Raw genomic sequence first — 13,632 nt, forward strand, 5'->3', positions numbered from 1 at the left:
TAGGCCATCACAATCGGAAAGTAAAGCCTAGCGGTCAAGAAGGCCTTTCAATTCATAAAGAAGGTCCAGTGCCTCTCGGGGCGATAGGGTATCGGGGCTGAGAGCCTCAAGCCTTTGAACAAGAATATGTTTTTCCGGTTGAGGACGCGGCGCGGCGCTGAACAAGGGTAAGTCCCCGGCCAGCGCGGTCAGCCGCCCGGTCTGGTCCTTATCCTGCAAGAGGGCCAGAATATCCTGCGCCCTGAAGATCACCGCCTCCGGCAGTCCGGCTAGCTTGGCAACGTGAATACCATAGGAACGGTCGGCGCTGCCCGCAATAACCTTGTGCAAAAAGACGATGGATCCCTTCCATTCCTTGACCGCCATCGCGTGGCAACTCAAAGAGGGCAGGGAGGATTTAAGTGAAGTCAGCTCATGATAATGCGTGGCGAACAAACCGCGGCAGGTATTGACATTATGCAGATGCTCGACGCACGCCCATGCGATCGAGAGCCCGTCGAAGGTGGCCGTCCCGCGTCCGATCTCATCGAGTATGACAAGTGAGCGTTTCGTGGATTGGTTAAGAATGGCGGCTGTTTCCACCATCTCAACCATGAAGGTCGATTGCCCCCGGGCCAAATCGTCAGAGGCTCCGACACGGCTGAACACCCGGTCGACGAGTCCGATTTTTGCCGTTGCAGCCGGAACAAACGATCCGGCCTGGGCCATAATGGTGATGAGCGCGTTCTGCCGCAGAAAAGTCGATTTCCCCGCCATGTTCGGTCCGGTCAGAAGCCAGAGCCGTTGCTGCGGGTCAAGAACGCAGTCATTGGGAACAAAACTCTCACCGGATTTTCTGAGCGCGGCCTCCACAACCGGATGCCGCCCGCCAGTGATATGAAACCCGAGACCCTTATCCGCCACCGGCCGCACATAATTCATCTCCACCGCCAGATCGGCCAGCCCCGCTGCAACATCCACGGCAGCAATCGCCTTGGCGATCCGCGCCAGAGACTCCGCCTGTCCGCAGACACGTTCAACCAAAGTCTGAAAAACCGACAATTCCAGCGCCAGAATCTTTTCGGCGGCAGAAAGGATGTCCCGCTCCACTTCGGCAAGCTCCGTGGTCGTAAAGCGCACGGCATTCGCCAAAGTTTGACGGTGAATAAAGGGGTTAAGGCTATGATCCTGAGAATCCGAACGAACCATCAGCGCGTCCGCCCGCCGCGAGGGAACCTCGATAAAATACCCCAGAACGTTGTTATGCTTGATCTTGAGCGTGTCGATTTTGGCAATCTTTTGGTACTTGCCCTGCAATCCGGCGATGATTGTGCGGCTCTCTTCCCGCAGGGTCCGCAACTCGTCCAGCCGCGGCAAATACCCTTTTCGAACATATCCGCCGTCCCGTGTATGAAGCGGCGGTTCATCGACCAGAGCACGCTCCAGATCATGCTGCAGCGAAGACAGATCGGCGCTGCTCTCCAAACCCTTGATCAGAGTGACGAGCGATGCTGTACGTGCTTCCCCGCTCAGAAGGGCGCTGTGCAGGTGCAGTGCGTTCTGAAGGCCGGTTCGGATGTTGCGAAGATCAGGGGGCGTTCCGCGCCCGACCGTAATCCGTGACAACGCCCGTTCGATATCGGGGATAAGGCGGAGCAGGGTGCGGACCTCTTCCCGCTTGGCAGGTTGCGTGAAAAAAAACTCCACCCGGTCGAGTCGCACATTGATGGCTTCCGTATCGAAAAGGGGAGCGGTCAGCATCTCCTGTAAAAGCCGTGCACCCGCGCTGGTAAGAGTGCGGTCAATCACATCGATCAGACTGCCTTTTCGCTCACCGGACAAAGTGCGCGTAAGTTCAAGATTGCGGCGTGTAGCGCCGTCCATATGCAAAAAGCCCGAAGCCGAAACCTGTTCCAGATTTTCAAGATGAGGAATTCTCCCCTTTTGTGTGCGCTCCACATAGGCCAGCAGGCTTCCGGCTGCAGAAATCTCCGCTCGGCTGAAGCTGCCGTAGGGTTCAAGGGAAGTGACGCAGTAGAAATTTTCTAGCCTTTGCTGGGCGGTTGCACTGTCAAACAACGCTTTATCTTGAGTGTTCAGCGCATTGCCAAAAGATTTTAAATGCTCAGAGTAACGTTGAGCGAAGTGAGCTTCGACAAGAATTTCCCCCGGCGCGATTCGCTCCAGACTCGGACGAAGCTCTGTATCCTTGATATTTTGAACCTTGAAACCACCCGTCGAAAGCTCCAGCCAAGCGAGGGCGCAGGTTTGATCGCCCGTTTCGGCCAGCGCACAGATGTAATTATTCTCCCGCGCATCGAGAAGATGATCCTCGGTCAGCGTTCCCGGCGTGACCAGCCGGACGACCTCCCGCCGGACGAGAGCTTTGGACGAACTTCCGCCCTCCCGCTTGGCCCGCGCTTTGGCCTCTTCGGGCGTTTCGACCTGTTCACAGATCGCCACCTTATGCCCGGCGGCAATCAATTTGGCCAGATAGGGTTCGTAAGAGTGATAGGGAACGCCGCACATGGCGATGTCCCGCCCCTGGTTCTTCCCGCGTTTGGTCAGGGCGATGTCGAGTACGGATGAGGCAATGACCGCATCCTCATAAAAAAGCTCATAGAAATCTCCCATTCTGTAAAAGAGAAGGCAGCCCGGATGTTCGTCCTTGAGTTGGTGATACTGCGCCATCATGGGAGTCATGAGGGTATCGGCGCCGGACTCGCGCTCGGAAACGATAATCGCTGCAGACTGGGACATCCCAAAAGTCTTACGCGATCATCCGCCGGATGAAAACAGGATAATTTTTAAAGGGCAGGCTGTAATTCCGCAAGCTCGGCCAGAACCTCGACCGGAACCGTAGGACTTTCGTGGATCGTGGTTTCGATCTGCCGGATGGCGCCAACGATGGCCTTAAGCTGCCCGACGCTGAGACCATGACGGCGCGTCCCGCTGAATTCGGGGTACCGGGATTTCTGGCGAGACGACGAATTGGTAAAATCATTGATAAAGGTGGTAAGATGATACGCCTTGTCTTCATCCTGATTTTTCGGATTGCCGCAGATATAGTCGCCGTAAATCTTCATTTCCTGAAGTTGCTCGATCAGGCTATGCACCTGTTCGGCCAGCAGTCGTGCCGTCTCGCCGCCCCTTGTTTTCAGGGCCAGAGTCTTATGGATCTCCGCTATTTTCGTATAAAGAACCTTGCACTCCCCGTAAGTAATCGCGAAAAACGGCTTGGGCAGGTTTCCATGCCCCGGTCGGCTCGCCATAGGCGGAACGCAAATCGGGGTATAAAGCGCGACATACTCCGCCGGGGGCCGGATAAAGTCCGATACATCGAGCGGGGCGAGGGCGGTTGTCAGATTTTCAAGGGATTGTTTTAAACTTTTGATCATGGCGCAGGCTTTTTGTAAAAGGCTTAAACAAATTTGTCCAAACCAATGTAACAAAAATGGGTTAACTACTTATTAAGGAAATTAACAAAAGGGAAGATGAGAGGTAAAATCTCAAAACCAGCCGAAAAAGCTACCCGCAAGAAGATAAAGCCCAAACCCCCCACCAACAAGAAGGACGAACAAGGCCGGCAGAATTATATGATGATGCAAGCCGCCCCCCTTTTGGAAAAGAATAACACACCAAGTAGAAAGGCAGTGAGGACTTTCTGTGATTTAGAAAAAAAAATACACCGACGATAATACAAACAGACCTCTTTAGCTTACGCCTTAAATTCATCCTCTATCTTAAATTCGTCCTCTATAAGGCGCACGAGTTTAACGGCCACGCTTTTTTTATCGGCCAACGGCCATTCCTTTATTACGGAGGTGGAAACAAAAACGATTTTGTTCAGAGGGGAGCCAAAGGTTATTTCTTTTCCTGAGCCGTCTGGACCCACGCGATTAGCCAAAATCCAGTCACAACCCTTGCTTTTAAGTTTGGCTTTAGAGTTTTTCTCAAGATTTTCGGTTTCCGCAGCAAACCCTATGACCAGTCTCGGGCGGTTCTTTTTTCTGGTGGCGATGGTTTTCAGGATATCCGGGTTCTCGGTCAGTTGAACGGCCTTGGGCTTTGAAGAGGATGTTTTCTTGATTTTCTGAAGGCTCTGTTGGGTCGGACGCCAGTCGCTGACCGCAGCAGCTGCGACAAAAATATCAACCGGCAAAGAATCTTCACAAGCCCTAAGCATCTCCGCCGCCGTTTCGACATGGAGGCACCGGACGCCCTGGGGGTCGGGAAGATGAACCGGGCCGCAAACCAGCGTAACCGATGCTCCTGCCTCCGCCAGAGCCTGCGCGATGGCGTGTCCCTGCTTGCCGGACGAGCGGTTCCCCAGAAAACGGACGGGGTCCAGAGGCTCGAACGTTGGCCCACTGGTAACCACGGCGCTATATCCTGCAAGAGCCTTGGGTTTAAAAAAAGATTCAACGGCCTCAAGGATATGCGAGGGTTCGCTCATACGGCCAACGCCGATTTCGCCGCAAGCCATATCTCCCGCTTCCGGCCCGATAAAAAGAGACCCGCGCTCACGCAGAACCTGAATATTGGCTTGCGTAGCGGCATGGCTCCACATCTCGGGATTCATCGCCGGAGCGATCAAAACGGGCTTGTTGGAGGCAAGAAGGGTTGCGGTTGCCAGGTCATTCGCCAGACCGTGCGACATTTTAGCCATCAAATCCGCACTGGCCGGAGCGATGACGATGAGATCGGCCTCGCGACTCAGGCGGATATGACCCATCTCGGTTTCATCAGTCAGGGACCAGAGATCGGTATAGGTTTTTTGTCCTGTAAGCGAGGAAACGCTCAACGGCGTGATAAACTGTGCGCCGCCTGCGGTAAGGATGCAGCGCACCTCGGCGCCGCTGCGTCGGAGCAGGCGGATCAACTCAAGCGCCTTATAGGCCGCAATGCCGCCGGAAATAATCAGAAGAATGTTCTTTCCATCAAGAAGCTTCATAGCGACAACTTAAAAAACAGATTTAAACCTCTCAATAGTATAGCAAAAACCCCGCTCAAGCGGGGTTCTTTAATTTATGTAGGGATTAGGCAAAAAGATCACTCTTCAAGGCCGAGTTCATCGGCGGCATCCTTAGCCTTATCCATAAGCTTGTCTTTGGCTCCCTCAGCGGCTTCTTCGAGCATATCACCGGCAGCGGGCTGAATGTTGGCTGCATCTTCAGCAGCATCAATCGCAGCTTCCTTGCCTTTTTCCTTAGCCTTGTCAGCAGCCTCATCGACAGCGGAGGCATCTTCTTCGGCAGGGGCGCTTTCTTCAGAAGTTGGAGCAGCTTCAGACCCATCCAACCCGGCAGATTCAGGGGCGGCTTCTGTACCTTCAGCAGACAACTCACCCGCCAGTTCATTAACAGGCTTAGCCAGACTCTCAACTTCTTCATCAACGGCTTCCAAAGCCTTGCTCATCTCATCTTGAGCAGCGGAGGTCGTCCCCTCGGCACTTTCAGAGGCTTCAGCGGCGATGTTCTGAATGTTTTCTCCGGCTTCGTTCATCGTTTTGGAAAAATCGATGCCCATATCGCTGCCGCCGGCGGCGGGTTCAACAACCGCAGCTTCCTGACCGTCGCGCTGGCCGGAAATGGCCATGACGCCGACCAGACCGATCGCCAGGACAGCGGTAGAATAAATAACGGATTTCGTAAAGTTGCTCATAGGGTTGCCCTTCCAGTGGTATTTTTCATAAAGAACGGAATTTTCAAGTTCGCAAAGAATTGCTCCGTTATAGCGAAAAGTCAAACGAAAAAGAAGAAAAATCTTTATTTTATGAAAAATAATCTAGGGGCGTACGCCTCTATGCACAGCCGCGATACCGGCGGAAAGGTTGTTGTATTCCGCCATTTTAAACCCGGCATCACGCAGACGACACAAAAGCTTCTGCTGCGAGGGAAACTTGCGGATACTTTCAACCAGATACCGATAGCTGTCCTCGTCCTGAGCGACGCGTGCACCGAGTCGGGGAATAACCATATCGGAATAAAGCGCATAAAGGCGGTTAAGTCCCTCCGGCTGTACGCGGCTGAATTCAAGGCAGTAAAACCGCCCGCCGGGGCGTAAGACACGAAAAGCCTCCGCAAGAGCCGAATCGATATGCGTCACGTTCCGCAATCCGAAGGCAATCGTATACACATCCACGGACGAATCAGGCACCGGAAGCGCCTCGGCATTGCCGGTCACCCAATGGAAATCGTTGAGCCAGCCGCGGTCAATCGCCCGGTTCCGCCCGACTGAGAGCATATTTTCGTTCAGGTCGCATAAGGTAACTCGGGCGCCCGGTCCGGCTTTACTGCGGATTCGAAAGGCGATATCCCCGGTGCCTCCAGCCACGTCGAGATAATGGAGGGGCCGTCCTCCTTTGAAAGCCTGCGGCCGGATCATTCGCACGAATCGGTCTTTCCAGATCCGGTGGATTCCCCCGGACATCAGATCGTTCATGAGGTCATATCGCGCGGCCACACGGTCGAAAACGCCGATGACATTATCGGTTTTTTCTTGGGGCGTGACTTTCGACTCGCCAAACCATATGCTCTCCGGATTCTGATTTTGCATCTTTTCAGCCCCTGCGATGATTTTTAGGTGTTAGCATATGAATCTGGTAAAAGCCATGGCCACGGTCGCGGGCATGACCGGTTTGTCCCGCATCGCCGGCTTCGTCAGGGATATGATGACCGCGGCCATCTTGGGTGCCGGACCGGTGGCGGACGCATTCTTCATCGCCCTCAAGCTCCCGAACCTCTTCAGGCGGATCACGGCGGAGGGAGCCTTCAGCGTCTCCTTCGTGCCCCTGTATTCCAAAGCGCTGGAAGAAGAGGGGGAGGAGGCAGCAGATCGCTTCGCGGGCAACGCCTTTATGGTCATGCTCTCAATCCTCTCGGTCTTTACGATTTTGGCCGTGATCTTCATGCCCTACGTGTTGTATGTCATAGCCCCCGGCTTTGCCGATGACCCGGTGCGCTACAGCTATTCCGTTGAATTTTCGAGAATTTCCTTTCCCTACCTCCTTTTAATGTCCTTAACAGCGCTGATCGGCGGAGTATTGAACGCCCACCACCGCTTTGCGCCTTTTGCCTTTGTGCCGACCCTTTTTAATCTGAGTTTGATCGCGGCTCTCCTGCTCAGCAGCTATTTCCCGACCCCCGGCCATGCCATGTCCTGGGGGCTGCTGGTCTCAGGCTTTCTGCAACTGGCCTTCCTCTGGTTCTGTATGAAGCGAGCGGGTTTCACGATCATCCTCGGACGCCCGAAACTGGACGAAAAGGTCCGCAAGGTTTTTCGCCTGATGGGGCCAGGCTTGGTAGGAGCAGGGGTGGTCCAGATCAACCTGTTCTTCGATATCATGATCGCCTCCTTTCTGGGCGAGGGGGCGATTTCCTACCTTTATTATGCCGACCGTCTCAATCAACTTCCTCTGGGGGTCGTGGGTATCGCCGTGGGGACAGCCCTTTTGCCGATGCTCTCAAGGGCGATGGCGAAGGCCGAAAGGGAAGGGCACGATAACGGCGAGGCCTGCGACCTGTTCAACCGTGCGCTGGAATACTGTCTATTGCTGGCCCTTCCGGCGGCGGCGGCACTAGCAGTGATCCCTCTGACCCTGATTACGGTACTGTTCGAGCGCGGAGCGTTCACGGCGGCGGACAGCGCCGTAACTGCCAATATTCTCGCCTGTTACTCCATTGGTCTTCCAGCCTACATAGCGACAAAGGTCTTCTCGACCGCCCACTGGGCGCGCCACGACACCAAGACCCCCGTAAAAATTTCGATCATCGGCATGAGTTTGAACATTCTCATCGCCCTGTGCATGGCCCCAATTATAGGGGTGGTGGGGATCGCCTTCGCCACCGGCATAACAGGCTGGGTTCAGTACATTCACCATATCAGGGTTCTTAAGGACCACCCGCAGGCGAAACTCGACGAGCGCTTTCTCCGCAACGTGCCGAAAATCATTGGGGCGACTTGTGCGATGGCGCTGGCCTTGTATATACTCGCCGTGCTTTTGCAGGGCTGGATTTTCGGCGCAACGGCGTTTTGGAAAATAGCGGCCATCGTGGTCATAACATCTGTCGGTGGCGTTGTTTACGGCGCAGCCATCTTGGGAACAGGGGCTCTGCGAATAAAGGACATCAAAAGATACTTGAAGAAAAAGAGCGTTACTCAATGACAAAGCGTATTTTATCGGGGATGCAACCCACAAGTCAGCTTCACCTCGGCAACTATCTCGGGGCGCTGAAAAACTGGGTGAAGTTTCAGGAAGACCCGACAGCAACCTGTTTCTACATGGTCGCGGACCTGCACGCCGTCACGGTGCCCTACGAAACGGCCGACCTCTCGAAGGCCACGCGGGAAATCGCCGCCGCCTTTATCGCCGCAGGCATCGACCCGCAGAAATCCTTTATCTTTGTTCAGTCGGCCGTTCCCGCCCATTCGCAGCTCATGTGGATGCTCTCCACCATGGCCCAACTCGGCAAGCTTGAGCGCATGACGCAATTCAAGGACAAGGCGGGGAAGAATACCGAGCGCGTGGGGCTGGGCCTGTTCGCCTATCCCGTTCTGATGGCCGCCGATATTCTGGTCTATAAGGCCACGCACGTTCCGGTCGGCGAAGACCAGAAGCAGCATCTGGAACTGAGCCGCGATCTGGCCGCGACCTTCAATACCCGCTACGGCGTTGATTTTTTCCCCCAGCCCGAACCCGTGATTACCGGCCCGGCCCCGCGGGTGATGAGCCTGCGCAACGGCAATCAGAAAATGAGCAAGTCGGCGGAATCCGACATGACCCGCATCAACCTGACCGACGATGCGGATACGATCGCCCAGAAAATCAAAAAGGCGAAAACAGACCCCGAGCCTCTGCCTGAAAAACTCGAAGATATGGCCAATCGCCCTGAAGCCCTCAATCTGGTCACGATTTATGCCGCCCTGAGCGGCGAAAGCCGCGAGGAGGTTCTGAAAAAATTTGCCACGAAGCAGTTTTCGGTCTTCAAACCGGCCCTTGTGGATGTCGCTGTGGAAAAACTGGCCCCGATCACGTCAAGAATGAAAGTGTTAATGGACGACCCGTCCCAGATCGACAAAATCCTTAAAAAAGGCAATGAAAAAGCCAACGACGAGGCTGCTCCCGTAATCGCCGAGGCCATGAAAATCATGGGCTTTTACGGCTAAACCCTGATCCTGTGGGACTTTTTTCCCCAACCCCGAATTTCAGGGGTGCAAAACACCGGATTATCGTTTATGATAACCCCATAAAAGCCGGAGCCTGTCTGCGGCTCCTCATTGAGTTAACATATTTTTGGGATAGCGTTCGTCATGCACTTCGTCAAACGGTCTTTCTTCCTCGCAGCGGTATTGTGTTTCATCGGGATCAACTCGGCAAAGGCTGAAGTGTTCTTCATCGAAGATCAGGTCAACCGCTTCTCGATCAGCTTCCCCGATCTGTGGATCAGAATTAACAACCAGAAGCCGGACGACGAACTGACGATAGCCGGACCGGGCGAACCCGATTTCGCCATGTGCCGCGTCCGCGTACGCGAAGACCGCCGCTTCCTCATCTACCCCCGCAAATTTGCGGACTCGATCCAAAAGGTCGGCTATAGCCGTGATTTCTGGAACAAGTATCTGGGCGAATACGATGACGTCTATGTCGATGACTTCCGTGAGCCGACCGGCTTGGGCAAGGGCTTCGGCAGCTTTACCGAGGCGACCTATACAACGGCCGAGGGAACGATCATGCGTAAGCGCGGCCTGATGTTCGCCTCGCTCTACCATGACAAGGCCTACATCGTCGATTGCTCGGCCGAGGAAAGCGTCTACGAAAAGTGGCGCCCCGCCTTCATGGGTGTCGTGAAATCCGTTGATTTCGAAAAGGTCGTTCACGAACTGCCGAGCGGAAATTACCGCAACTTCATGGCGGACCCGCAAGTCGTCATCAACGGTGGCCCGAAGAAGGTGGACGTCTACCGCTACTGATTTTTTCAGTAAACACTGATCGGTTTTTGATCTTGCGTCTTGTCAGGACGCAGTCCGTGCGGCATTGTCAGGACGATAGGAACCCGCCGTGCAAATCTATTTGCCCATCGCTGAAATCTCCGTCCCGATTGAATCCATCGTCATTCTGGGCGCGTTCGTGGGTTTCATCTCCGGCGTTTTCGGGGTCGGCGGGGGGTTCCTGACCACGCCCTTGCTGATTTTCATGGGCATTCCGGCGCCGATCGCGGTGGGCACACAGTCCTGCCAGCTTGTGGCTTCGGGTATCGGTGGAGTCATGGGGTATTGGAGACGCGGCAACGTTGATTTTCTGATTGGCTCGGTCATGCTCGTGGGCGGGATCATGGGGGCAGCCATCGGGATTTTCTTCTTCCGCTCCCTGCAGTATATCGGCCAGATCGATCTCGTGATTTCCGTCCTGTATATCGTGCTGCTAGGGTCGATCGGCCTGATGATGCTCTTTGAGGGGTTTTTTACCATCATTAAGCCCAAATCGGTGCGCTCCGAATTCAACCGCCTCAAAAGCCCGCCTTTTATTGCCCGTCTTCCCTATAAAATGCGCTTTGCCCGCTCCAAACTTTACATTAGCGCCCTGGTCCCCGGCGCGATAGGTTTTTTCAGCGGTTTCTTGGTTTCGGTGATGGGCGTCGGCGGCGGATTTTTTTTGGTCCCCGCGATGATCTACATTCTGGGGATGCCGACCCTCTTGGTCGCCGGAACCTCTCTCTATCAGATTATCTTCACCAGCGCCTTTTCCGTGATGATGCACGCCATCGTCAGCCAGACCGTGGATTTCATTCTTGCATTCTACCTGATCGCCGGCGGGGTGATTGGGGTGAAGTTCGGCGTGATGTTCTCCCGCAGAATCACCGGCGCTAGGGCGCGGGTGATCCTGGCTCTCATGGTTCTGGCGGTCTGCCTGCAACTGGGAATCCAGCTCTTCCTGCAGCCCTCCAATCTCTTCGAGGTGGTTGTGGAATGAAGGGGTTATTGGCTTGCATCCTTATGTTTTCGGTCTTGTTCGCCTCTGCGGCGCGGGCGCAGGACAAGGTTTTGAGCATCGAACTCGCCTTCGACCATATTGACGTGACCTCTGGCTTCTCCGGCGCACAGATCGAGGTCTTCGGCCACCGGAGGGATAAATTTACCGATGTCGCGATCGTCGTGACAGGCCCGGAAAAAAATATCACCGTCTGGCGCAAGGCCAGAATTCTGGGCGCATGGATCAACCGTTACGCCATCCGTTTCCGCAAGATGCCTCTCTATTATGGATATGCGGTCGGTGAGGGCGAAGTTTTCAAGGACGCCGAATTGATGAAGACCAGCGGAATAGGGTTGGACGCCCTGATGATCGGTAAAGCCGATATGAAAAGCTCCTCGGATAAAATCGGCAATCATCAGGAGTCTCTGCTGGGTTCGATGCGCTCAAAAAACCTGTATCCGACGGATCCGTTAAAAATTAACTATCTCAACGACTACTTTTTCCGCACCCGTTTCCAACTCCCGGCCAGCGCCCCGACCGGAACCTACAAAATCCGCAGCTTTCTCTTCAAGGAGGGAAAGCTGGTGGAAACCGATATGGACACCCTGAAAGTGGAGCAGGTGGGATTGAACGCCTTTATTTTTGAGGCAGCCCACAAGCATGAGGCTCTTTATGGAATATTCTGCGTTGTTCTGGCGCTGGTCAGCGGCTGGTTCGTGGGCATTTTGCGTGTGAGGGCTTGAGTGTGCTAACTCTGCAAAGGAGGAAAATCCGATGACTCTGGCAAAACAGCATAAGGAGGGCGGCATCTACCTTCTGGTCGTGGATGTCACCGCCGAGTTTTCAGTGGCCGTAGACTATGCGGCTGATTTCGCCCAAGCGAATAACGGTCACATCGCCCTGCTCAACATAATGGAAATCGAGCATTTCGACCACTGGGGGAATATTGAGGACAAGGTCAAAAAGGAAATGCGGACACAGGCGGAAACGATGATCTGGGAAGCGGCCGGAAGGATTACCGCACGCACCGGCATGGTTCCGATGGTCTGCATAGAGGAGGGCAGCCGTAGCGACGTGATTCTGGAAACGATAGAGGCCTACCCCGAAATTTGTATGCTGATTCTGGGGGGCGACTCCCATTCCTCCAATCCGGGGCCGCTGGTCACCTATTTCGCCGGAAAGGGTCTCTCAAAGCTCAGGGTACCCCTGATGATCGTCCCCGGCCATTTGCAGGTTTAAGGTTGCATTCGGCTCGTAACGCAGGTAAGCATTTTCCCGAATAGAGGAAGAGGCCAGAAATGTTCATCCAGACCGAAACCACGCCGAACCCCGCCACGCTGAAATTCCTGCCCGGACAGGCCGTACTTTCTTCTGGCACTTTGGATTTTGCCCGGAAAGAAGAGGCGACCCCTTCGCCGCTGGCCCTGAGGCTTTTCAGCCTCGAAGGCGTAAGTCGCGTCTTTCTTGCGGCCGATTATGTGTCCGTCAGCAAAGCCGCAGATACAGATTGGTCGGTTCTCAAGCCCATGGTTCTCGCCGTTCTGATGGATCATCTGGCCACAGGCCAACCCGTTCTCGACCCGTCCTTCAAGGCACAATCTGCTCATAAAGTCGGACAGGAAGACGAAATCTCCCTCCAGATCCGAGAGCTTCTGGACACACGGGTCCGCCCGATGGTGGCGATGGACGGCGGCGACATCGTGTTTGAATCCTTTGAGGGCGGCATTGTGTATCTGAAAATGCGCGGCGCCTGCTCGGGCTGCCCCAGTTCGACCGCCACGCTGAAAAGCGGAATCGAGAATATGCTCCGCCATTATATCCCGGAGGTGCAGGAAGTCCGCGCCGTGGGGGATCATTGAATCTCTCCTTGACCAAACCTCTGGTCCTTTCCATCGATAGCGCCCTCAACGGTTGCGCCGTCGGTCTCCTGGACAGCAAGGACGATATCCCTTTGGCGGCATCGTCGAGGGAAATGTCCTCCGGTCAGGCCGAACACCTCGTGCCGATGATCGAGCAAGTCCTGGCCGCCGCCGGAAGACAATACGGAGAGATCGGCTTGATCGCCGTGGTGAATGGCCCCGGCGCCTTCACCGGAATCAGGATAGGCATAGCTGCCGCCAAGGCGTTGGGCTTGGCTTTGGAGATTCCCGTGATCGGAGTCGGCACCTTTGAGACCATCCTGAACACCGCCCTGCAAAGGGAGGAAAATAGGGGTTACGCCCGTTACCTTGTGCTTCTTGAAACCAAACGCACCGATTTCTACGTTCAGCAGTTTGACGCGCAAGGGAACACCATAACGCATAGAAAATGTGCATCCGCAGAAGCGATCAGAGACGAGCTATCAACGGAAAGGACTCTTCTCCTCGGCGATGCCGTAAAGAGGATTCAAAAAGAATGGGGAACGAACCCGGCCACAATCGCCGCTAGGGAAATCACCTTGGCGGACCCGATAGTCACGGCAAAAAGGGCGAAAGAATTGTTTCTGCAGGAAAATTTTTTTACGGAAATTCAGCCTGTTTATCTGCGGGCGCCCGACGTGACGGTGCCAAAAACAGCAAAAAGTCGTGAAAAGTAAAAGGTAAATATTCGCAATAAAAATATTTATGTTTTTCCTTGCCTTTAAATGACGTTTAGGCGTATTTTCTGCTCCGGGTAAAATTTTCAAATAATCACTTTCTTAT

At 54.4% G+C, this 13,632-nt stretch carries 13 protein-coding genes; 8 read left to right on the forward strand and 5 right to left on the reverse strand.

What is annotated here, in order from left to right:
• Positions 1 to 27 precede the first annotated feature (27 nt).
• The 5 genes from mutS to ubiE form a co-directional block, all read right to left on the reverse strand.
• Positions 28 to 2,739, reverse strand: a complete 2,712-nt coding sequence (gene mutS, locus IPN28_07425; GenBank protein ID QQS56136.1) for a DNA mismatch repair protein MutS — start codon at positions 2,737 to 2,739, stop codon at positions 28 to 30.
• 47 nt (positions 2,740 to 2,786) lie between these two features.
• Complete coding sequence (locus IPN28_07430; GenBank protein QQS56137.1) at positions 2,787 to 3,377, reverse strand: hypothetical protein; 591 nt, start codon at positions 3,375 to 3,377, stop codon at positions 2,787 to 2,789.
• Between the two features lie 320 nt (positions 3,378 to 3,697).
• Entirely contained in the window at positions 3,698 to 4,933 is a 1,236-nt protein-coding gene (gene coaBC / locus IPN28_07435; protein QQS56138.1) for a bifunctional phosphopantothenoylcysteine decarboxylase/phosphopantothenate--cysteine ligase CoaBC, read from the reverse strand.
• A 98-nt stretch (positions 4,934 to 5,031) separates the two neighbouring features.
• The gene (locus IPN28_07440; protein QQS56139.1) at positions 5,032 to 5,643 is read right to left on the reverse strand and encodes a hypothetical protein; all 612 of its coding nucleotides are present in this window, start codon (positions 5,641 to 5,643) and stop codon (positions 5,032 to 5,034) included.
• Positions 5,644 to 5,766: 123 nt separating this feature from the next.
• Complete coding sequence (gene ubiE / locus IPN28_07445) at positions 5,767 to 6,537, reverse strand: bifunctional demethylmenaquinone methyltransferase/2-methoxy-6-polyprenyl-1,4-benzoquinol methylase UbiE (GenBank protein QQS56140.1); 771 nt, start codon at positions 6,535 to 6,537, stop codon at positions 5,767 to 5,769.
• A 37-nt stretch (positions 6,538 to 6,574) separates the two neighbouring features.
• Between ubiE and murJ the strand changes: the two genes are divergently transcribed.
• The 8 genes from murJ to tsaB all read left to right on the forward strand — a co-directional run bounded on the left by murJ (position 6,575) and on the right by tsaB (position 13,526).
• Entirely contained in the window at positions 6,575 to 8,146 is a 1,572-nt protein-coding gene (gene murJ, locus IPN28_07450; protein QQS56141.1) for a murein biosynthesis integral membrane protein MurJ, read from the forward strand.
• Positions 8,143 to 9,147: a tryptophan--tRNA ligase gene (trpS, locus tag IPN28_07455; GenBank protein ID QQS56142.1), complete on the forward strand. Its 1,005-nt coding sequence runs from the start codon at positions 8,143 to 8,145 to the stop codon at positions 9,145 to 9,147. Before murJ ends, trpS begins: the two co-directional genes overlap by 4 nt.
• Before the next feature lie 144 nt (positions 9,148 to 9,291).
• Complete coding sequence (locus IPN28_07460; GenBank protein QQS56143.1) at positions 9,292 to 9,951, forward strand: hypothetical protein; 660 nt, start codon at positions 9,292 to 9,294, stop codon at positions 9,949 to 9,951.
• 88 nt (positions 9,952 to 10,039) lie between these two features.
• Complete coding sequence (locus tag IPN28_07465; protein QQS56144.1) at positions 10,040 to 10,951, forward strand: sulfite exporter TauE/SafE family protein; 912 nt, start codon at positions 10,040 to 10,042, stop codon at positions 10,949 to 10,951.
• Positions 10,948 to 11,694: a TIGR02186 family protein gene (locus IPN28_07470; GenBank protein ID QQS56145.1), complete on the forward strand. Its 747-nt coding sequence runs from the start codon at positions 10,948 to 10,950 to the stop codon at positions 11,692 to 11,694. Before IPN28_07465 ends, IPN28_07470 begins: the two co-directional genes overlap by 4 nt.
• 31 nt (positions 11,695 to 11,725) lie before the next feature.
• The gene (locus IPN28_07475) at positions 11,726 to 12,190 is read left to right on the forward strand and encodes a universal stress protein (GenBank protein ID QQS56146.1); all 465 of its coding nucleotides are present in this window, start codon (positions 11,726 to 11,728) and stop codon (positions 12,188 to 12,190) included.
• A 59-nt stretch (positions 12,191 to 12,249) separates the two neighbouring features.
• Positions 12,250 to 12,810, forward strand: a complete 561-nt coding sequence (locus IPN28_07480; GenBank protein QQS56147.1) for a NifU family protein — start codon at positions 12,250 to 12,252, stop codon at positions 12,808 to 12,810.
• 8 nt (positions 12,811 to 12,818) lie between these two features.
• The gene (gene tsaB / locus IPN28_07485; GenBank protein QQS56148.1) at positions 12,819 to 13,526 is read left to right on the forward strand and encodes a tRNA (adenosine(37)-N6)-threonylcarbamoyltransferase complex dimerization subunit type 1 TsaB; all 708 of its coding nucleotides are present in this window, start codon (positions 12,819 to 12,821) and stop codon (positions 13,524 to 13,526) included.
• Positions 13,527 to 13,632: the final 106 nt, after the last annotated feature.

The sequence above is a fragment of the Alphaproteobacteria bacterium genome (assembly GCA_016699735.1).
Classification (GTDB): domain Bacteria; phylum Pseudomonadota; class Alphaproteobacteria; order Micavibrionales; family Micavibrionaceae; genus JAGNKE01.

What these genes read in the sequence shown, in the direction of transcription:
- mutS (QQS56136.1), bottom strand. Translation starts at nt 2,739, where the DNA reads ATGTCCCAGTCTGCAGCGATTATCGTTTCCGAGCGCGAGTCCGGCGCC.
- IPN28_07470 (QQS56145.1), top strand. Translation starts at nt 10,948, where the DNA reads ATGAAGGGGTTATTGGCTTGCATCCTTATGTTTTCGGTCTTGTTCGCC.
- murJ (QQS56141.1), top strand. Translation starts at nt 6,575, where the DNA reads ATGAATCTGGTAAAAGCCATGGCCACGGTCGCGGGCATGACCGGTTTG.
- IPN28_07460 (QQS56143.1), top strand. Translation starts at nt 9,292, where the DNA reads ATGCACTTCGTCAAACGGTCTTTCTTCCTCGCAGCGGTATTGTGTTTC.
- IPN28_07480 (QQS56147.1), top strand. Translation starts at nt 12,250, where the DNA reads ATGTTCATCCAGACCGAAACCACGCCGAACCCCGCCACGCTGAAATTC.
- coaBC (QQS56138.1), bottom strand. Translation starts at nt 4,933, where the DNA reads ATGAAGCTTCTTGATGGAAAGAACATTCTTCTGATTATTTCCGGCGGC.
- ubiE (QQS56140.1), bottom strand. Translation starts at nt 6,537, where the DNA reads ATGCAAAATCAGAATCCGGAGAGCATATGGTTTGGCGAGTCGAAAGTC.
- IPN28_07475 (QQS56146.1), top strand. Translation starts at nt 11,726, where the DNA reads ATGACTCTGGCAAAACAGCATAAGGAGGGCGGCATCTACCTTCTGGTC.
- trpS (QQS56142.1), top strand. Translation starts at nt 8,143, where the DNA reads ATGACAAAGCGTATTTTATCGGGGATGCAACCCACAAGTCAGCTTCAC.
- IPN28_07430 (QQS56137.1), bottom strand. Translation starts at nt 3,377, where the DNA reads ATGATCAAAAGTTTAAAACAATCCCTTGAAAATCTGACAACCGCCCTC.
- IPN28_07440 (QQS56139.1), bottom strand. Translation starts at nt 5,643, where the DNA reads ATGAGCAACTTTACGAAATCCGTTATTTATTCTACCGCTGTCCTGGCG.